18 protein-coding genes are annotated in these 17806 nt (G+C 72.6%); 8 read left to right on the top strand and 10 right to left on the bottom strand.

What is annotated here, in order from left to right; all coding sequences use genetic code 11:
- The 3 genes from DV20_RS29340 to DV20_RS46755 are packed head-to-tail and all read right to left on the bottom strand — an operon-like array spanning position 1 to position 3282.
- The gene (locus DV20_RS29340) at positions 1-723 is read right to left on the bottom strand and encodes a hypothetical protein (RefSeq protein ID WP_152603773.1); all 723 of its coding nucleotides are present in this window, start codon (positions 721-723) and stop codon (positions 1-3) included.
- Positions 710-2143 (bottom strand): substrate-binding domain-containing protein, encoded by a 1434-nt coding sequence (locus DV20_RS46760; protein WP_043785996.1) that lies wholly within the window; start codon positions 2141-2143, stop codon positions 710-712. The genes DV20_RS29340 and DV20_RS46760 overlap by 14 nt, the downstream gene beginning before the upstream one ends.
- Positions 2137-3282: a hypothetical protein gene (locus DV20_RS46755; RefSeq protein ID WP_051736177.1), complete on the bottom strand. Its 1146-nt coding sequence runs from the start codon at positions 3280-3282 to the stop codon at positions 2137-2139. Before DV20_RS46755 ends, DV20_RS46760 begins: the two co-directional genes overlap by 7 nt.
- 170 nt (positions 3283-3452) lie before the next feature.
- On the opposite strand from DV20_RS46755, the gene DV20_RS45660 reads away from it, so the two are divergent.
- Positions 3453-3620: a hypothetical protein gene (locus DV20_RS45660; protein ID WP_160169767.1), complete on the top strand. Its 168-nt coding sequence runs from the start codon at positions 3453-3455 to the stop codon at positions 3618-3620.
- A 28-nt stretch (positions 3621-3648) separates the two neighbouring features.
- On the opposite strand, the gene DV20_RS29325 is transcribed toward DV20_RS45660, so the two are convergent.
- The 5 genes from DV20_RS29325 to DV20_RS29305 form a co-directional block, all read right to left on the bottom strand.
- Complete coding sequence (locus DV20_RS29325) at positions 3649-4584, bottom strand: quinone oxidoreductase family protein (protein ID WP_235191003.1); 936 nt, start codon at positions 4582-4584, stop codon at positions 3649-3651.
- A gap of 6 nt (positions 4585-4590) precedes the next feature.
- The gene (locus tag DV20_RS29320) at positions 4591-5451 is read right to left on the bottom strand and encodes a dioxygenase family protein (protein WP_043785994.1); all 861 of its coding nucleotides are present in this window, start codon (positions 5449-5451) and stop codon (positions 4591-4593) included.
- An 11-nt stretch (positions 5452-5462) separates the two neighbouring features.
- Positions 5463-6257 carry a citryl-CoA lyase gene (locus tag DV20_RS29315; RefSeq protein ID WP_043785993.1) on the bottom strand — a complete coding sequence of 265 codons (795 nt, stop codon included), beginning with the start codon at positions 6255-6257 and terminating at the stop codon, positions 5463-5465.
- Positions 6250-7407 carry a CaiB/BaiF CoA transferase family protein gene (locus DV20_RS29310; RefSeq protein ID WP_043785992.1) on the bottom strand — a complete coding sequence of 386 codons (1158 nt, stop codon included), beginning with the start codon at positions 7405-7407 and terminating at the stop codon, positions 6250-6252. Before DV20_RS29310 ends, DV20_RS29315 begins: the two co-directional genes overlap by 8 nt.
- A gap of 124 nt (positions 7408-7531) precedes the next feature.
- Positions 7532-8344, bottom strand: coding sequence for an IclR family transcriptional regulator domain-containing protein (locus DV20_RS29305; protein WP_043785990.1), 813 nt, complete (start codon positions 8342-8344; stop codon positions 7532-7534).
- 142 nt (positions 8345-8486) lie between these two features.
- On the opposite strand from DV20_RS29305, the gene DV20_RS29300 reads away from it, so the two are divergent.
- The gene (locus tag DV20_RS29300; RefSeq protein ID WP_043785988.1) at positions 8487-9902 is read left to right on the top strand and encodes an amidohydrolase family protein; all 1416 of its coding nucleotides are present in this window, start codon (positions 8487-8489) and stop codon (positions 9900-9902) included.
- 15 nt (positions 9903-9917) lie between these two features.
- Positions 9918-10451, top strand: a complete 534-nt coding sequence (locus DV20_RS29295; protein WP_051736176.1) for a hypothetical protein — start codon at positions 9918-9920, stop codon at positions 10449-10451.
- Here DV20_RS29295 and DV20_RS29290 read toward each other — a convergent pair.
- A complete protein-coding gene (locus DV20_RS29290; protein ID WP_043785985.1) occupies positions 10406-11896 on the bottom strand; it encodes a right-handed parallel beta-helix repeat-containing protein in 1491 nt (496 codons plus the stop codon). The two genes, DV20_RS29295 and DV20_RS29290, sit on opposite strands and share 46 nt — an antisense overlap.
- Positions 11897-12498: 602 nt before the next feature.
- Between DV20_RS29290 and DV20_RS29285 the strand changes: the two genes are divergently transcribed.
- Positions 12499-13317, top strand: coding sequence for a hypothetical protein (locus DV20_RS29285; RefSeq protein ID WP_043785983.1), 819 nt, complete (start codon positions 12499-12501; stop codon positions 13315-13317).
- 178 nt (positions 13318-13495) lie between these two features.
- Positions 13496-13669, top strand: coding sequence for a hypothetical protein (locus tag DV20_RS45655; protein ID WP_160169766.1), 174 nt, complete (start codon positions 13496-13498; stop codon positions 13667-13669).
- Between the two features lie 44 nt (positions 13670-13713).
- On the opposite strand, the gene DV20_RS29280 is transcribed toward DV20_RS45655, so the two are convergent.
- A complete protein-coding gene (locus DV20_RS29280) occupies positions 13714-14157 on the bottom strand; it encodes a GNAT family N-acetyltransferase (RefSeq protein ID WP_043785982.1) in 444 nt (147 codons plus the stop codon).
- A 119-nt stretch (positions 14158-14276) separates the two neighbouring features.
- Here DV20_RS29280 and DV20_RS29275 point away from each other — a divergent pair, with 119 nt between their 5' ends.
- The 3 genes from DV20_RS29275 to DV20_RS29265 all read left to right on the top strand — a co-directional run bounded on the left by DV20_RS29275 (position 14277) and on the right by DV20_RS29265 (position 17798).
- On the top strand, positions 14277-14936 hold the full coding sequence (locus DV20_RS29275; RefSeq protein WP_043785980.1) for a DUF4255 domain-containing protein: 660 nt from the start codon (positions 14277-14279) through the stop codon (positions 14934-14936).
- Positions 14933-16918: an ATP-binding protein gene (locus tag DV20_RS29270; protein ID WP_043785979.1), complete on the top strand. Its 1986-nt coding sequence runs from the start codon at positions 14933-14935 to the stop codon at positions 16916-16918. Before DV20_RS29275 ends, DV20_RS29270 begins: the two co-directional genes overlap by 4 nt.
- 103 nt (positions 16919-17021) lie before the next feature.
- Positions 17022-17798, top strand: a complete 777-nt coding sequence (locus DV20_RS29265; RefSeq protein ID WP_043785978.1) for an eCIS core domain-containing protein — start codon at positions 17022-17024, stop codon at positions 17796-17798.
- Positions 17799-17806: the final 8 nt, after the last annotated feature.

Below are 17806 nucleotides of genomic sequence, written 5' to 3'. Positions count from 1 at the left end.
CTACTGGAGGACCGCGATCGGCAGGATGACCAGCTCGCCGCTCTCCGGGCGCCACGCCTGGCTCTTGCCGAGGCACCGCACGTTGAACGGGCCCTCCGGCACCTCCTTGCGGCGCAGGTGGCCGTCGTGGCAGACCACCCGGACCCGCGCGTCGTGCTCGCCGATGCGCGCGTGCAGCACCACCTCGTCGCGGGACTCCGCGGCCACGGTGAACTTGCCCTGCACCACCACGTAGCCGTCGTGGACCTCCGACAGCCGCGGTGACCGCGTCCGGCGCCACGCCCGGTCGCCCCGCACGACCCCGGCCGTCAGGTCCGCGTGCACCATGCCGTGCTGGGCTTCCAGCGACTTCAGCGCCAGGCCCAGCAGGGTGTTCGCGGTGACGTGCACGTCGTAGCTCGTCTCCGTCTCGTGCCCGCGGTTGGCCCCGCGGCCGAGCTTGAACCACTGGCTGGTGAACCCGAACGAGCCGTCGGTGTTCCGCTTGACGAACTCCCGGATGGTCCGCTTGGCGATGTCGCCGTAGCCGCCCTGCTGGCAGAGCTCGATCACCCGCGACTCGTCCAGGTAGAACGGCAGGCCGGGCAGGATCACCGGGCGGTGGCGCCGCAGCACGCCGAGCACCAGCACCACCAGCGTCAGCACCGCGGCCAGCGCGGTCGCGACCCAGACCCAGGCCCACCAGCCCAGTACCGACCACAGCATGGCCCTATCGACACCCACGAAGCTCTTTCACCGCCTCTGTCAACGATTCCGCGTCGCCGTCGACAACGCGGCCGCCGGTCGCCGCCGTCACCCGGCCCAGCTCGGCCGGATCCGCCTCGCCGAACCGGATCGCGTACGTCGGCCCGGCGTCGTGCCGTCCGCCGAGGAACGCGTCCAGGCCCGGGCCGGCGTTGTTCTCGCCGTCGGTCATCAGCACGATCGACGCCCCCGGCTTCGCGATCCGGTAGGCGCGCTCGAGCGCGGCCCAGATCGCGGTGTGCGGCCGCAGGTCCGCCGAACCGACGACCGCCTGCAGCGCGTCGACGTCCTCCTGGCGCGCCACGGTGACCGTGCGCTCCTCCAGCACCTGGCCGGCGAACCGGATGATCGTCACGTTCTCGCCGGCGTAGAACCGGTCGAACCCGCTCAGGGCGGCGAACGCGCGGCGCAGCGCCGCCACCCGCGGCCCGGCCATGGACAGCGAGTAGTCCAGCACGAAGATCACCTGGCGTCCGGTGCCCGCCCGGTCGTAGGCCCGCAGCAGCCGGTCGAGGACCTCCTGCCGGTCCGGGAAGTACAGCGGGTCGCCGATCGGCGCCGCGAGTTCCGCCCGGCGCGGCACCGCCGGATCGGCGGGACGCCGGAACGTCCGGTCCATGATCGCCCGCTGCGCGGCCGGCGTGCGCAGCCACCCCACGACCTTGTCGTAGGCGGCGCGCCGGTCGGGGTTGACCAGCATCAGGGGGTAGTCCTCGAGCACGCTCCCGTCCCGCGGGTGGACGACTTGGAGGGGCTCGCGCAGCCGCCCCGACGCGTTGAGCGCCAGGATCGCCGCCTCCGGCGCGACGATGCCGCCGGCCTCGTCCTGCCGGCGCACGTACTCCCCGGAGACGTCGGGCGCGTCGAACGCCCGGCCCGCGAGGAAGCCCTGGATCCGGTCGCACCGGACGTCCTCCGGGCGCAGGGCCGCCCCGGTTCCGGCCGCCGCGGTGGCCACCCCGATCAGGGCGGCCATCCCGCTGCCGGAGACGTGCGGATCCGCCATGCCGAACCGCAGCCCGCCGCCGGCGGCGCGGTCGGCGATGTCCGCCCAGGTCGGCCGCGCGCCCAGCTTCGCCGCCTCACCCGCTTTCACGCCGAGCACCAGCGGTGACAGCATGATCGACGTCGTCAGCTTCGGTTCGGCGTCGCGCAGCCGCAGGAACCGGCCGGTCGGCAGCCAGGCGAGGTCGAACCCGCGGTTCAGCTCGGCGGCCGCCGTCATCGTGTCGCGGTAGTCCATGGCCAGCTCGACCCCGGTGTCGCGGCGCAGGTCCGCCAGCACCGGGCCGAGATCGGCGAGCTCGGCGGTGGCCAGCACGGTGAGCTTCGTGCCTTCGGGCCCGCCGGGACCGCACGCGCTCAGCAGGAGCACCAGGACCAGCACGGCCCTCACCACGGGCAGTCCCCGATCTCGTCGACCATCCGGCGGAACTGGGCGTCCCGGGGCAGCCACGTCTCGGTGTCGCCGGTCGCGGTCGCCGGCTCCGGGATGCCGCGCTGCGCCAGGTACCCGGCGAAGCCGAACTGCGCGGTGTCGGCCGAGTACACGTGGAACCCCAGCTCGACGGCGCGCCGGCGCAGCGCCGGGTCGGACATCAGCAGCGAGCCGATGGCGTCGCCCTCCGGGCTGAACGAGATCAGGTCGGGCGCGGTCTGGTGCTGGGCGCTGGGGTACATCAGCACCCGGTCGGTGTCGAGCCCGAGCCCGTTGTCGAGCCGCCGGTTCTGGTAGGCCAGGTACTGGTGCTCGTAGATGACGGCGACCGTCGCGAAACTGCGCCCCTCCGGGACGAAGTACTTCGGCGCCATGTCGTCGCTGTGCTGGCCTTCGGCGTCCAGCATCGGCTTGATCCCGCGGGCCTGCTCGACGGCTTCGGCGTCCGTCGCCGCCGGTTGTGCGTAACGCGCGAAGGCGACCAAGCCGACGTACGCGGCGCCCGAGTAGCTCCGGCACGGGTCGGGCGACTGCACGAGCAGCCGGTTCGCGCTGAGCCCGGGGCCGTAGTCCCGCCAGCGGCCCTTGCCGGCGACGAGCGCCATCAGCTGGTCCATCTCGACGCGGTAGTACAGGGGTGGATTCGCGGTGGGCAGCGGCTCGGCCACCTTCGCCTTCTTCAGCGCCTCCGCGTAGTCGCGGAAGGTGGCCAGCACGAGCGGGGTGAAGAACGGCTTGTACCCGACGGCGTGCTTGCCCTGGCGGCGCTCGCGAACGCGGTCGGCCGCGGCCTGCCCCGAGGGGAAGACGAACTGGTAACTGTCCAGGTCGGCGGTTTCGGCCAGCTCGAACGATCCGGCGGGGGTGATCTGCACCTGGTAGCCGTGGCTCATCAGCAGCCGTTTGACCTGCTCGTCTTCGAAGAAGTCCCGTTTGGACGCCAGCATCGCGCGCACCACGGTGATCGGCTGCAGCGGCCCGAGGACGTGCCCGGCGAAGAGCAACGCGACGAACCCCAGCACGAAGACCGCCGCCGGCGGCGCGAACCACGACAGGAACCGCCGTCGCGTGTCGACGACGTGGAACCTCGGCTCCTCCACCCCAGCCCCCTCCGGACGCGTGCTCCGCCATTCAACGAGAGGACGGCGGACACCGACCACGGCACACGCCCGAATAGCACCGAATGGACCATCGGGCGTGCATTCCGGGCGCGGAAGCGGTTTGGAAGCCGGATCCCGCAGAATGCGGGGGAACGCGAAGGAGCTCACCCATGAAACGTGCTGTAGCCGCCGCTCTGCTCACCGCGGCCGCGCTCGCCGTGCTCGCCCCCGTGGCGTCCGCGGCGAGCGGCCCCTCGAGCGACCCGGCGCCGGTCGGCGGGGCCGGAGGCGGTCCCTACATCGGCGACGTGCCGAAACCCGGCCCTGGGGGCCGGTGACCGCCGCGGTCACCGCCGGAAGCCCGCTTCAGGGCACCAGCACGACGCGGCCCGGGCTGCTCCACGCCCGGGCCGCGTCGTGCAGCGGGACACGCTCGTAGCCGGCCGTGAGCGCCCCCGCCATCGTCTGCACCACCACCGTCAGCAGTGCTTCCCGGCGCTCGCCGTCGGTGAGCTCGTTGTTCGTGTAGCCGAGGACGCGCAGCGACCGGCTGCGCAGGACCGCCGACGGCACCGCGCACACCTCGCCCGCCGCGCTGCCGAGGTTGACCAGCCGCCCGCCCGGCCGCAGGGAGCGCAGCGCCGCCGCGGCCGGGAGCCCGCACACGGGGTCGACGACCAGGTCGACCGGGCCGGCCGCCGCTTCGAGCCGCTCGGCCAGTGCCTCGGCGTCTTCGCCGTCCTCGAGCCGGACCGTGCCGTCCGCGCCGAGCTCGCGGGCCCGCGCCAGCGCGGCCTCCGACCGGGCGCACGCCACCACCCGCCCGGCTCCGGCCACCCGCGCCAGCTGGACGGCCGACTGCCCGACCACCCCGCCCGCGCCGAGCACCAGCACGGTCTCGCCCGCGGCGAGCTCTCCCTTGCCGGTCAAGCACATCCACGCCGCCACCGCCGACAGCCCGAGCGCCGCGACCAGCGCGTGGTCGGCGCCCTCCGGCAGGGGGACCACATCGGACAACGCGGCCACGGCGCACTCGGCCATGCTGCCGTCCCCGGGTCGCATGCCCGCCGTCGTGGCGAACCAGACCGGACTCCCCGCGACCAGGCCGACGCCCTGCACTCCCGGCACATAGGGGGTGGCCGGCACGCCGAAGTAGGACGTGCCGGACGCGCACAGCAGGTCGAGCGGGGTGATCGGCGCCGCCGTCACGCGGACGGCGACCTCACCGGGCCCGGGTGCCGGCTCGGGCCGGCCGGTCACCACCGGGGGCTGCCCGGCCGTGCGGATCTCCGCCGCGCGCACCGGTGGTCACACCGGCTGGAGGACGAATTCGTACCGGGCTTCGAGCCACGGCCGTGCCGATTCGCCGCCGTCGGGCGTCGGCCCGGGGTCACGCGGCTCGAAGGCGACCACCAGTTCCTGCTTCGTGCCGAACACGACGTCGCTGTCGAGGTACTGCGCCCCCTCCTCGAACAGGTGCGTGATCAGCGGCTCGTAGCCGGCGGCGTTGATCAGGAAGTGCACGTGGGCGGGGCGGAAGTGGCTGATGTCGGTGCCGCGGACGAGTTCGCCGACCGGGCCGTCCATCGGGATCGAGTACCCCTTCGGCGCGATGGTCCGCACGCAGTAGGTCCCGTCGGCGCGGCTGGTGTACTTCGCGCGCAGCCGGGCCTCGTCGACGTCGGGGATCTGCGACTCGTACGCGCCCTCCTCGTCGGCCTGCCACACGTCGAGGACCGCGCCGACGACGGGGAAGCCGTCCAGGCCGCGGACCGTGCCGGTGAGGTAGAGCGGCGTACCGGGCAGGCCGTCGGACATGTCGCCGCCGAACTCCTTCTCCGGCGAGCCGTCGATGTGGAACGGGCCGAGCACGGTGGCCGGGGTCGCCTTCGGGTCGAAGGCGTGGTTCATCTGCACCACCAGCATGCTCAGGCCGAGCACGTCGGAGGCGAGGATGAACTCCTCGCGCTTTTCGTTGCTGATCCGCCCGGTCTCGGTCAGCCACCGCATCGCGGCCATCCACTCGGCTTCGCTCAGCCGCACTTCGCGGGCGAAGGCGTGCAGGTGCCGCACGAGCGCGGCCATCACCTCGGCCGTCCGCGGGTCGTGCGCGCTCGCCCAGCGCTGCGCGGCGAGCTCGGTGATGTTGTCCTCGGTGACCAGCTGCATCGGCGTTCCTTTCACGCGTGCGGATCCGGCGGGACCGACCGGTTGTTGAGGTCGACCGACAAGAAGACGTCGTTGGCGACGGGGTGGCGCAGTTCCTCGGCGAGCTGGCCGATCAGCCCGGCGGTCCGGGCCAGCAGCGCGAACCCGCGCAGCAGCTCCAGCGGCAGCCCGAGGTCGGCGAGCGCGGCGCCGCAGACCCCGGCCCCGTTGAGCGGCAGCGTCTTGCCCAGCACCCGCGGGTGCACCCGGCCGATCGCCGCGAACAGCTCCAGGTGCGGGCCGCGCAGCCCCTCTTCGGCGGCGATCGCGAACAGCCGCGGGGTGCGCGGGTCGCCGTCCTTGTGCACGTGGTGCCCGAGCCCGGGGACGAACTTCCGCTCGGCACGGCGCTTTTCGACGGTTTCGAGCGCGAGGGCGTCCCACCCGGCCTCGTCCGACGGCGGCTCGCCGGCTGCGGTGAGGACGTCGTGCAGGAACCGGCCGCAGTCCTCGGTGACGCCGAGGAAGCGCGACCCGCCACCCAGCAGGCCGGCCGCCAGGGCGCCCTGGACCGAGTCCGGTGCGGACAGCCAGGTCAGCCGCGTGACGATCGCGGTCGGGGTGAAGCCGTGGTCGGCCAGCGCGGCCAGCACCGCCTCGAAGACCCGGGTCTCGCCGGGGGACGGACGCCGTTGCGTCGCCAGCCAGAACGCGAGCTCGCCGAACCCGACCGTGCCCATCACGTCTTCGGCCAGGTCCTGCCCGAGCAGCGTGATCTTGTCCTTGGTGGACGCGCCGAGGGCGGTTTCGTAGACGGGGTCAGCCATCGACGGCCTCCGTCAGCCACGCCCGCAGCTCGGCACCGTGTTCGTCGAGCTCCGGCGGCGGGAGCCGGTAGCCGGCCGGGGTCGCGGAGAACCGGATGGGGTGGCGGGTGGTCGGGACCGCGCGGTCGCCCTCGCCGACCTCGACGATCGGATCCAGCCCGAACCGTTCGGCCATCGCGAACCCGCCGTCGATCGTGTTGATCGGTCCACAGGGGACACCGACCTTCGTCAGCGCGTCGAACCAGTCCACCGCCCCGCGTTTCGCCAGCCGCTCGACCAGGATCGGCCGGAGCTCCTCGCGGTTCTTCGTGCGGTCGGCGTTGCGGGCGAACCGCGGGTCGTCCGGGACGCCGGGCAGGTCGAGGACCTCGCACAGCCGGCGGAACTGCCCGTCGTTGGCCGCCGCCACGATGAGGTCGGCGTCGGCGGTCGGCAGCGGTTCGTAGGGGAACACGCTCGGGTGGGCGTTGCCCATCCGGTACGGCACCACGCCGCCGGCGGCGTAGGCCGAGCTGTGGTTGACCAGCCCGGTCAGCGCCGAGGACAGCAGGTTGACCTCGACGTGCTGGCCGGCGCCGGTCGCGTCGCGGTGCCGCAGCGCGGCCAGGATGCCGATCACCGCGTGGTTGCCCGCCATGACGTCGAAGACCGAGATCCCGGCCCGGTACGGCGGGCCGTCCGGGTCGCCGGTCAGGCTCATCAGTCCCGAGATCGCCTGCACCATCAGGTCGTACCCGGGCACGTGCGCGCCTTCGCCGGCCCCGAACCCGCTGATCGAGGCGTAGACGCTGCCGGGGTTGGCCCGGCGGACCGTCTCGTAGTCCAGGCCGTACTTGGCCAGCCCGCCCGGCTTGAAGTTCTCGATCAGCACGTCCGCGCGGGCCGCCAGTTCGCGGGCGACGACGGCGTCGGCCTCGTCGCGCAGGTCCAGTGCGATGGACCGCTTCCCGCGGTTGACGCCGAGGTAGTAGGTCGAGACGTCCCCGCGCACCGGTGGCATCCAGGTGCGCGTCTCGTCGCCCTGCGGGCCCTCGACCTTCACGACGTCGGCGCCCATGTCGGCCAGGAGCATCGTGGCGTACGGGCCGGCCAGCACCCGGGAGAAGTCGGCGACCAGCAACCCGGACAGCGGGCCGGTGGGGGGTTCCAAGACCAGGTCCTCACCTTCTGTCCGTCAGACGGACTCTTGTCCGCCAGTCTGCGGCAGGGTCCGGCCCGCGGTCAAGGCGCCGCTCGCGAGCCCGCCGCGGCGGTCGCGAGCGGTGAGGCCGGTGCTAACCCGCCTTACCGCTCACGACCACGTGGGGGACGGTGCCGAGGCGGGCGAAGTCGGCGCTGATGTCCCCGGCCGTCTGCAGCAGCAGCGGCAGGTGGTGCTCCAGCAGCCGCTCGACCGGGGTCTCGGCGGCGTGGCAGTTGACGTTGACCCCGGCGATCACCCGGCCGGCGCCGTCGCGCAGCGGCGCGGCCACCGAGCGGATGCCCAGTGCGAGCTGCTCGTCGGTCAGCGCCCAGCCGCGGGCGCGGACCTCGCGCAGCTCGGCGTCCCGCTCGGCGCGGCCGGGCTGCCAGCGGGGCACCAGCCCCGAGCGGGTCGGCTCGGCCAGTACCGCCTCCAGCTCGTCCGGCGGCAGCGCCGCGAGCTGCACCTTCCCCAGCGACGTCGGCAGGGCCGGGAAGCGGGTTCCGATCTGCACGCTCAGGCCGACGATCTTCGGCACCGCGACCCGGGCGACGTAGACGATGTCGGAGCCGTCGAGCTGGGCGATCGAACAGGACTCGTTCGTGCGCGCGACCAGCCGCTCCAGGTGCGGACGGGCCACGTCCCACAGGCCGGTGGAGTGCACGTAGGCGACGCCGAGGTCGAGCACCCGCGGCGTCAGGGAGTAGTCGCGCCCGTCGGTGCGGACGTAGCCGAGCTCCTCGAGGGTCAGCAGGATGCGGCGCGCGGTCGGGCGCGCCAGGCCGGTGGCGGTGGCGACGTCGGCCAGCGTCATCGACCGCCGGCCGGGCCGGAACGCCGTGATCACCTCGAGCCCGCGGGCCAGCGCCTCGATGAAGTCGGGACCGGTTCCCTCGCGTGGCATGCGCGACCTCCCTCTGCTGTGGTCCTCCCGGGCAGCGTAGCGGCGGGGATTGACACCGGCTCGGCACTGGACGAAAGTGGCGGCACCCGTCAAGTGTCCGTACAGCGGACAAGTGTACGCAGTGTCGCAATGGGAGGCAGTCATGTCCGGATCGATCGTCCTGCGGGGTGGCACGGTGCTGACCCTCGACGACGCCCGCCGCGTCCTGCCCGGCGAAGACGTCCTGGTCGAAGGCGACCGCATCACCGCGATCGGACCGGCGCTGGCGGTCCCGGCGGGCACGACCGAGATCGACGCCTCCGGCGGCATCGTCATGCCGGGGATGATCGACACCCACCGCCACCTCTGGCAGACGGCCATGCGCGGCTACGGCGCCGACTGGACCCTGACCCAGTACTTCGTCTGGTACTACCTCGAATGGGGCAAGGTGTTCCGGCCTGAGGACATTTACGCGGGTAACCTGCTCGGCGCGTGGGAAGCCCTGGAGGCCGGGGTCACGACCACCGTCGACTGGTCCCACGGCCTGCGGACCACCGCGCACGCCGACGCGGCGGCCGACGCGCTCGAATCCGTCCCCGGCCGGTTCGTGCTGGCCTACGGCAACATCCAGGACGCCCCGGCGAACTGGACGGCCACGCCGGAGTTCCGCGACTTCGTCTCCCGGCGCACCGGGGGCGACCTCGGCTTCCAGCTCGCCTTCGACGTCACCGGCGACCCGGAGTTCCCCGAGAAGCCGGCGTTCGAGGTGGCCCGCGAGCTCGGCGTCCCGGTGACCACGCACGCCGGCGTCTGGGGCGCCACCGGCGACGACGGCATCCGGCTGATGTACGACCACGGGTTCATGACGCCCGAGACGATCTACGTCCACGGCGCGTCACTGTCGGCGGACTCCTACCACCGCATCGCCGCGACCGGCGGGTCGGTGTCGGTGTCGACCGAAAGCGAGCAGAGCGCCGGCCAGGGTTACCCGCCCACCTGGGCGCTGCGCAAGTACGGCATCCCGGTGTCACTGTCGATGGACACCTCGGTGTGGTGGAGCGGCGACCTGTTCTCCGCCATGCGCGCCACCCTGGGCGCCGACCGGTCGCGGGAGCACCTGGAAGCCCACGCCAAGGGCGAAACCGTGACGCACGCGGCGCTGCGCGCCGAACAGGTGGTGGAGTGGGCGACCCGCGGCGGCGCCGCCGCTCTCGGGCGTTCGGACCTCGGCAGCCTCGAAGCCGGCAAGAAGGCCGACGTCGTGCTGCTGAAGAACGACGCCTCGCCGGTGTCGTTCCCGGTGCTGCACCCCTACGGCCACGTGGCCTTCCAGGCCCAGCGCGCCGACGTCCACACCGTGCTGGTCGGCGGCCGGATCGTCAAGCGCGACGGCCGCCTGGTCGGCGCCGACCTGCCGGCGGTCCGGCGGCGCGTCGAGGAGACGGTGGAGTACCTGCGGGGGCAGCTGGGGGAGGAGGCGTGGCGGCAGGGGATGAACCCCGACGTCCCGGAAACCAAGGTCCTCGACAACCCGTACACCTACACCGACTACCAGAGCGACCGCACCCACGGCGGCTGAGCTACCGTTCCCGGCGTGGTCCAGGTCTTCGTCCAGCCCGCCTACGGCACCCGGGACGCCCGCCGCTACGGCGCGGTGTCCCTCGACCGGACGGTGGCTTTCCGCGAGTTCGCCGAACTGCTCGACCCCGCCGACCTGGCCCGCCTGAACACCCTGCACCCGGGCGGGCGGGCCCGGTTCTGGGGCGCCAAGGACAAGTACGACCGCCGGATGGACACCGTGACCACCGGCGACGTCGTGCTCTTCACCGGCCGCAGGCACGTCCAGGTGACGGCGGAGGTGGGGCACGGGTTCCGCAACCCCGCCTTCGCCCGCCGGCTCTGGACCCCGGACCCGGGCAAGTGCGTGTTCAGCAACGTCTACAGCCTGCGCCGCTACCGGCGCGTCGAGCTGCCCTACGAGGCGATCTGGGCCCTGCCCGGCTTCACCGCCGGGGACAACTTCATGGGCCTGCGGTTCCTCGACGAGGCGAAGTCCGCCGCGGTGCTGGGCCTGCTGACCGCTCAGCAGTGCGGCATCACGTCGTCGAAGGACGCGCAATTGTCCTGATCCCACGGGGTCGACTGCCACTGCTCGGCCGTCAGGATCCGGGACGTGTCGCCCGCGACGAACTTCCACGGCCCGTAGTAGGCGTTGCTGAACCAGTAGTTGCCCTGGTCGTGGGTGATGGCGTCCTGGACGACTTTGCCCTGGTACGGCGACCAGGACGGGTACGTCCCCCAGTTGGACAGCAGCGCCATCTTGCCGCAGTTGCCGTTCGTGCAGCCGACGCGGGCCGGGTCGAAGCGGAACGTGTTGTCGTGCACCTCGACCAGCTGGGTCTTCCAGCGGCAGTCGTCGTACAGCGGCGGGGACTCGATGCCGGGGGCCGAGCACTGCGTCCGGTCGGCGACGAGCTTGGTGCAGGTGTTGATCGAGGTGTTGGCCGGGCTGTTGCAGAACCGGTCGGCGTTCTCCCAGGCGGTGACGCCGGACCAGTTGTCCTCGAAGGTGTTGTCGTAGATGTCGATGAGGTGGGTCCGGGCCGGCACCCGCGAATCCCCGCCCGACTCGGACAGGTACACGCTCGCCACCGGGAAGTTGTCGCCGCGGTCGCCGCGGCGCTTGCCCGCGACCAGGCTGTTGCGCCGCAGCACGTTGTCGCGGAAGACGAGGTTGTAGCTGATTTCGTAGAACAGCGCCTCGGCGTCGTTGTCCTCGATGAGGTTGTTCTCGATCAGGAAGTCGTTGTTGTCGGTGTCGGCCCAGAGCCCGGCGCCGTGGTTGTGGTGGATCCAGTTGCCGCGGACGTCGGCCTTGTCGACCACCCAGAACTTGACCCCGCCGCTGCACCCGCACCCCGGGCTGCGCGTTTCCCAGTCGTCGGTGTTGTTTCCCGCGATCTCGTTGCCCTCGACGATCAGCGCGGTGATCGTGCTGTCCGACCGGTAGGCGTTCATGCCGTACTGGCCGTTGTCACGCAGGCAGCTGTGCCGCACCTCCTGGCGGGCGCCGGCCATGATTCCCGCGCCTTTGTTGTTCTGCACGGTGGTGTTTTCGATGATCCAATGCTCGCCGGAATCGTGGTTCACCACGCCCTGGTCCTGCGGGGCGACGAAGTTCTGGATGGTGAGCCCGCGGATGACGACGTCCTTCGCCTGCTGGGTGAAGGCCGCGCGGTTGATGCCCTGCCCGTCGAGCACCGCGCCGGGCGCGCCGAGGTAGACGTCGCCGTCCTTCGGGATGACCTGCCCGAACGGGTCCGCCGCGAGCTTGTGCGTGCCCGCGGGCAGCCAGAACGTCGTGCCGGGCGGGGACTCCTGCGACTTGCGGTAGAGGTCGCCGGGCACCGCGGCGTCGACGGTGACCGCACCCGCGGGAGCGGTCGTGTTGACGAGCGGCTGGTGATCGCACACCGGTCCCGGTGTCACCGCGTCCGCGGCCACGGCCGGGCCGGGCGGCACGACGAGCGCGGCCAGCAGAACGACAGCCAGAATGGATCTGATCGGCGACATGCCGTGAACCTACGCAATTCACGGCGCAACGGCTTGGGCCGAACGAGTCCATTCACGCGCTTTCGGGTGTACCAGGTAACCGCTAAAACAGTGATTACTCCACGACTGTGAATACCGTGGGAACAATGGGTGGAAGTTTCTGTTACCGTGGTCCGGTGGCGGTCGGCGACCGGAAATCCCCGCCGACGGGCACCTCGGGGAGGTCTGGCCGGCCGTACCGCGGGTGGGCCACCTGCCGCGGCGGGTCGGCCGGGCGGCCCAGCGCGGCGGCGGGCGACCGGCGGAGGCCCCCGGGTGCCCGCGGAGCCCGTCCGCTCGGATCAGGATTTCGTCCGTTAAACGGAGAACTACCTGAGCGAGTGATTTCACGCCATTCATTCCGACCCCGGCCGTGACGGCGAACTAGGCTCGTTCGACCCTATTTCGCCGGTGTCCTCCACATGGAGTGTTCCCGCACACCGATCGGGTATTCGCGCAGGTCAAAGCCGCATCTTCAGCTCTGGGTAGCTGTAACGTCACCTATCGGACAGAACTTCTGCCCCGGCGTACGGGCCCCGATTGAAACCCGGCCGCCGCACTCAGGAAGGGAACCCCGAGAAACCATGTCCACATTGCGACGACTGGCTGTCGCCGGCGCTTTCGCGTTGCCGCTTTCCCTCGTCATCGCCGCCCCGGCGACGGCGCACCCGATCGACTGGCCGCACGACTCCTGGAGCGCGGAGAGCTCCAGCGCCTGGGCCGGTATCGGTGGCGCGGGCACGACCGACACCGACGAAGGCATGACCTGGTGGGGACACCACTGGTCGGAGCAGGACTCCGCCGTCGCCGGCATCGGTGGCGCCGCCGTGACGCACAGCGGCGAGTCCGGCGACGACAACGGCTGGCACCGCCCCTGGCACCACACCGTCCACGACGGCTGGTACGCCGGGGACGACGACGACTGCGACTACGGCTACGACGCGGACGACGACGATGACGTCGACCACGTGGTCCACCACGTCGTGAGCCACCCCGACCCGGTGAACCAGGAGCCGGTCGGTTACGTCGTGCAGCCGGTGTACGACAACGACGTGTACGGCGACGACGATGACGACGAAGACGACGTGGCCTACTACGCCGAGCAGCACTCGGCCGGTGTGGGCGGCGCGACCTCGGGCCACGTGGCGAGCCACGCGGGCGAGCACCACGCCACCTACGAGGCGGAGAAGCTGACGGCCGGCCCGTACGGCGCATCGTCGGAGGGTGCGCACGCCGTGGCCGTGCCGGACTACGCGGGCTACCACGCCTGGTACACCGCGGCCGGTGTGGGCGGGGCCTCGGCGCACTCGGTCACCTCGGTGGCCGACGCCACGGACGCGGATGACGACAACTGGGTCGTCGTCCACGACGTCGACGACGAAACCGCCGTCGACGACGACTGACCTGACGGTCGCAGCAGCACCGAGCGAGCCGGGTCCGCACCACGCGGACCCGGCTCGCTCGGTGCGCGGCAGCAGGAAGAACCGACCGCCGGACGGCAGGATCAGCTTCAGCCCGGTGTACCGGTGGTGGTAGGCGGTATCGGGGTTTCGGCACGGCGTTTCGCGGACCCCCGGCGCGGTGACCCGTGCGGCGGCTTCACCGAACCACCGCCGACCGGGTAGCCGCGACCATGGCGAAGCGACGCTGTTCGGCATCGCCGCGGAGCGCGGCGCCGGAACCCTGTGGACCTCCGGCGCGATGGACGGCGCCGAACCCGGTCTGCCGGATCCGCTCGTCGCCCGGTTCCGCTGATCGGTTCGACGCGGCCCGAGCAGTCGGTGCGAGGAAGCCGGCCCTCAGTCGAGGTACACGCGGTAGCCCTGGGCGACGGCGCGGAATCCCCGTGACTCGTAGAAGGCGTGCGCAGCGTCGCGGCCGGACCGTGACAGCAGCTGGACCTTGTAGCACCGCGCTTGCCGGGCCATGGCGAAGGCCGCCTCCATCAGGGCGGCCCCGACGCCCGACCGCCGGTGCGCGGCGGCGACCACGACGTTCTCGACGAGCATGAACGACCGCGCTCCCCGGGTGAGGTTCGGCAGCGTCACGCAGTCGATCGTCCCGGCCACCACACCGCCGGACTCGGCGAGCAGGATCGCCCGGCCCGGCTGGTTCTCGATGGCCCGCCAGGCGGCGGCCGCGGCTCGGGCGGACGGGACGGGGTCCTCCGGGTGCAGCTCCCGGAGCAGCGCGAGCAGGGCGGGCACATCGGCCTCGGACGCGAGCCTGGTCGTGATCGTCATGCGGCCCACTTTGCCCTTACGGGCAGCCGGGTGTACCCGAAGGTTCGCCGCTGCGCGGCTGGCCGACGCGCTCGCTCGCGACCATCGTGGAGGCACCGCCAGTGCGAGGAGGTCCGCCGGTGATCCACGAGGTCGACGAGGCGCTGCGCCGGCTGGTGAAGGACGAGGCGTTGCGGGGCAGCGAGGTCGACGTCGCCTTCGACGCGCCCACCAAGGACTGGGCCGCCCGGCGCAACGCCCCGACGGTGAACATCTACCTCTACGACGTGCGCGAGGACATGCGGCGGCGGTCGCGCGGGTTGCTCAACGAATACGACCAGCGCGGCGAGGTTGCGGCGCGGCACCTGCCGCCCAAGCACGTCAAGCTGTCCTACCTGGTCACCGCGTGGACCCAGCGCCCCGAAGACGAGCACCGGGTGCTGTCGGACCTGCTGCTCGGCCTGCTGCGCCACGAGGCCGTGCCGGCCGAGGTGCTCACCGGGTCGCTGGCCGAGATGGGGCTGCCGGTGCCCATGACCGTCGCGCTGCCACCGCCGGAGGACCGCGCGTTCGCCGACGTGTGGACCGCGCTGGGCGGCGAGCTCAAGCCGTCGCTGGACGTCGTCGTCTCCGCGCCGATCCACAGTGGACGCGGCTACCCGGCCGGGCCGCCCGCCAAGGAAGGCCTCCGGCTCGACACCGGCGACGGCGAGCTCCTCGGGCACCACGTGTCCGCGACCGGGGCCGTCGACGGGCAGCGCCGGGTCGCGATGGCCCGCACCCACCGGAAGCCCCGGTGAGCCTGGAGTACCTGTTCGAGCGGCTGGCCCGGCTCGAACAGCGCATCCGCGACGCCGTCGACAGCCGCCGCGCGGGCGACCCGAACCCCGACGACCCCTTCCGCGGCCTCTACCTGTCCAACGAGACGATCGACGCGCTGCTGGAAGGGCACCGCGAGCCGTTCACGCCGTTCACCGATTCCGTCCCGGACGGCAGGCTGCGCCCGCTCGCCGAACGCGCGGGGCTCACCGGCGTCGACGTCGAACTGCTGCTGGTCGCGCTCGCCCCCGACCTGGACAGCCGGTTCGAGCAGTTCTACGGCTACCTCAACGACGACGTGACCCGCCGCCGCGCCAGCGCCGGGCTGGCCCTGCGCCTGTGCGGCATCCCCGAGGCCTCGGCCGCCGGCCGGGCCCGGCTCGACGCCGACTCCCCGCTGGTCACCTGCGGCCTGCTCGCCGTGGGGGAGGACGAGCGGCCGTTCCTCTCGCGCACGCTGCGGGTCCCGGACCGGGTGGTCAACCACCTCCTCGGCGACGACCGGCTCGCACCCGAGCTCGCCGGCTGCGCGCACCTGGGCACCGAGCTCGTCGCGGTGCCGGGCCGGGACCGGCTCGCCCGGGCCGTCCGGGGCCGGGTCGGGCTCGTCTACCTGAAGGAACACCCCGGGGGCGGGGCCGAGGAACTCGGCGTCGGTGCCCTGGCCGAGGCCGGCTACCCGGCACTGGTGGTGGACGCGGCGCGCTGGCAGGCCGAGTCCGGGCACGCCGAGCTCACCGCGTCGCTGCGGCGGGAGGCGTTGCTGCGCGGGGCCGGGATCGTGCTCGGCCCGGTGGAGGACCCGCGGCTGGAGGAGCTGGCGCACCCGGCGATCCCGCTGGTGGTGCACGGCACCGGCGCGTGGGACCCGCGCTGGAGCGCGACCCCGCCGCTGCAGCTCGACGCGCTGCCGCTGTCCGGCGCGGACCGGGCGGACCTCTGGCGCAGCCGTCTCGACGGCCGGCTCGCCCCGGGCGTCGACCCGGGCGAGGCGACCGCGCACTTCGTCCTGGGTCCCGGGCAGATCGCCCGCGCGGCGAAGGCCGCGTCGGTGACCGCGCTGGCCGACGACGGGCTGGTCCGCACGTCCCACGTCCGTGCGGGCGCACGCAGCCAGAACGCGGCCGGCCTGCAACGGCTCGCGCGGCGGATCGAACCGGTCGTCGGCTGGGCCGACCTGGTGCTGCCGGCCGGTGTGCTGTCCCTGCTGGACGAGCTGGCGGCGCGGGCGCGCTACCGCGACCAGGTGCTCGACGAGTGGCGGATGCGCCCGGGCGGCGGCCGCGGCCGGGGCGTCACCGGGCTCTTCGCGGGGGACTCCGGGACCGGCAAGACGATGTCCGCCGAGGTCATCGCCGCGTCACTCGGGCTGGACCTCTACACCGTGAACCTGGCGACCGTGGTCGACAAGTACGTCGGCGAGACGGAGAAGAACCTGGAGCGGATCTTCACCGAGGCGTCCGGGGTCAACGGCGTCCTGCTCTTCGACGAGGCGGACGCGATCTTCGGCAAGCGGTCGGAGGTCCGCGACGCGCACGACCGGTACGCCAACATCGAAAGCGCGTACCTGCTGCAGCGGATGGAGACCTTCGACGGCATCGCGGTGCTGGCCACCAACCTGCGGGCGAACCTCGACGAGGCCTTCACCCGGCGGCTGGACGTGATCGTCGACTTCCCGCTGCCGGACGTCGCACTCCGCCGCCGGCTGTGGGACCGCTGCCTGGGTGCCCGGATGCCGCGCGGTGGCGATCTCGACCTGGAGTTCCTGGCCGAGGCGTTCGAGCTGGCGGGCGGCCACATCCGCTCGGCGGCGGTGACCGGCGCGTACCTGGCCGCCGAGGCGGGCCGTCCGGTGGCGATGAGCGACCTGGTCGGCGCGGTCGCCCGGGAGTACCGCAAGCTGGGCCGGCTCTGCCTCGACCGGGAGTTCGGCCCCTACCTGGCGATGGTGACGGAGGGCTGAACTGCCCGTAGGGGCAGGTTTCGCTGCCCGTCCGGACGGGCGCCGCAGCCTGGCGCGCGGCGCGCCGGCGGGGCAAGCTTGAACGTCGGCGGAGGGAGCGGACATGCGCGGGTACAGCCACGACAACGACCTCGACCCGACCCTGCGGCCGAAGGGCGACCGCATCGAGCGGGACGACCACGACCTGCTGGGCCGCGCCGCGGCCGCCGGCCGCACCGACGTCCTCGGTCCGGAGGGCATGCTGGGGCTGCAGCGCGCGGTGGGCAACGCGGGGACCGCGTCGCTGGTGGAGGAGGAGCGCTCCCCGGTCCACGACGTCGTCGGCTCGGGCGGCGGCGCGCCCCTGGACACCGAGACGCGCGCGGACATGGAGACCCGCTTCGGCGCGGACTTCTCGGACGTGCGGGTGCACACCGACGGGGCGGCGCACGACTCGGCGAAGTCGGTGAACGCCCAGGCGTACACGGTGGGGTCGAACATCGTGTTCCAGCGCGACAAGTACGACCCCGGTTCGGATTCGGGCAAGCACATGCTCGCGCACGAGCTGACGCACGTGGTGCAGCAGCGCAGCGGCCCGGTGGACGGGACGGACGCCGGGGGCGGGGTGAAGGTCTCGGACCCGTCGGACCGGTTCGAGCGCGAGGCCGTCGCCAACGCCGATCGCCTGATGTCTTCGCCCGCGCCGGCTTCCGCTTCCGCGGCCGGGCCCGCCGTGCAGCGTTGTGAGGACGGCGGGGCGCACGAGGAGTCCGTGCAGCGGATGACGGCCCAGCGTGAGGAAGAGGCTCCTGCCGCCGATGAGGGCGAAGAGGAGCAGACGGCGCAGACGGCGCAGACGTACGTGCAGCGGGAAGAAGAGCTCGAGGAAGAGGCGTCCTGATCCCCCGT

The organism is Amycolatopsis rifamycinica (assembly GCF_000695625.1).
Lineage (GTDB): Bacteria > Actinomycetota > Actinomycetes > Mycobacteriales > Pseudonocardiaceae > Amycolatopsis > Amycolatopsis rifamycinica.
Note: the sequence above shows the minus strand (reverse complement) of the source record. Positions and strands in the feature narration are given on the sequence as shown.

Coding starts and splice junctions, on each gene's coding strand:
- DV20_RS45660 (WP_160169767.1), top strand. CDS start 3,453: ATGAAACGTGCTGTAGCCGCCGCTCTGCTCACCGCGGCCGCGCTCGCC.
- DV20_RS29320 (WP_043785994.1), bottom strand. CDS start 5,451: ATGCAGCTGGTCACCGAGGACAACATCACCGAGCTCGCCGCGCAGCGC.
- DV20_RS29315 (WP_043785993.1), bottom strand. CDS start 6,257: ATGGCTGACCCCGTCTACGAAACCGCCCTCGGCGCGTCCACCAAGGAC.
- DV20_RS29305 (WP_043785990.1), bottom strand. CDS start 8,344: ATGCCACGCGAGGGAACCGGTCCCGACTTCATCGAGGCGCTGGCCCGC.
- DV20_RS29300 (WP_043785988.1), top strand. CDS start 8,487: ATGTCCGGATCGATCGTCCTGCGGGGTGGCACGGTGCTGACCCTCGAC.
- DV20_RS29290 (WP_043785985.1), bottom strand. CDS start 11,896: ATGTCGCCGATCAGATCCATTCTGGCTGTCGTTCTGCTGGCCGCGCTC.
- DV20_RS29285 (WP_043785983.1), top strand. CDS start 12,499: ATGTCCACATTGCGACGACTGGCTGTCGCCGGCGCTTTCGCGTTGCCG.
- DV20_RS29280 (WP_043785982.1), bottom strand. CDS start 14,157: ATGACGATCACGACCAGGCTCGCGTCCGAGGCCGATGTGCCCGCCCTG.
- DV20_RS29265 (WP_043785978.1), top strand. CDS start 17,022: ATGCGCGGGTACAGCCACGACAACGACCTCGACCCGACCCTGCGGCCG.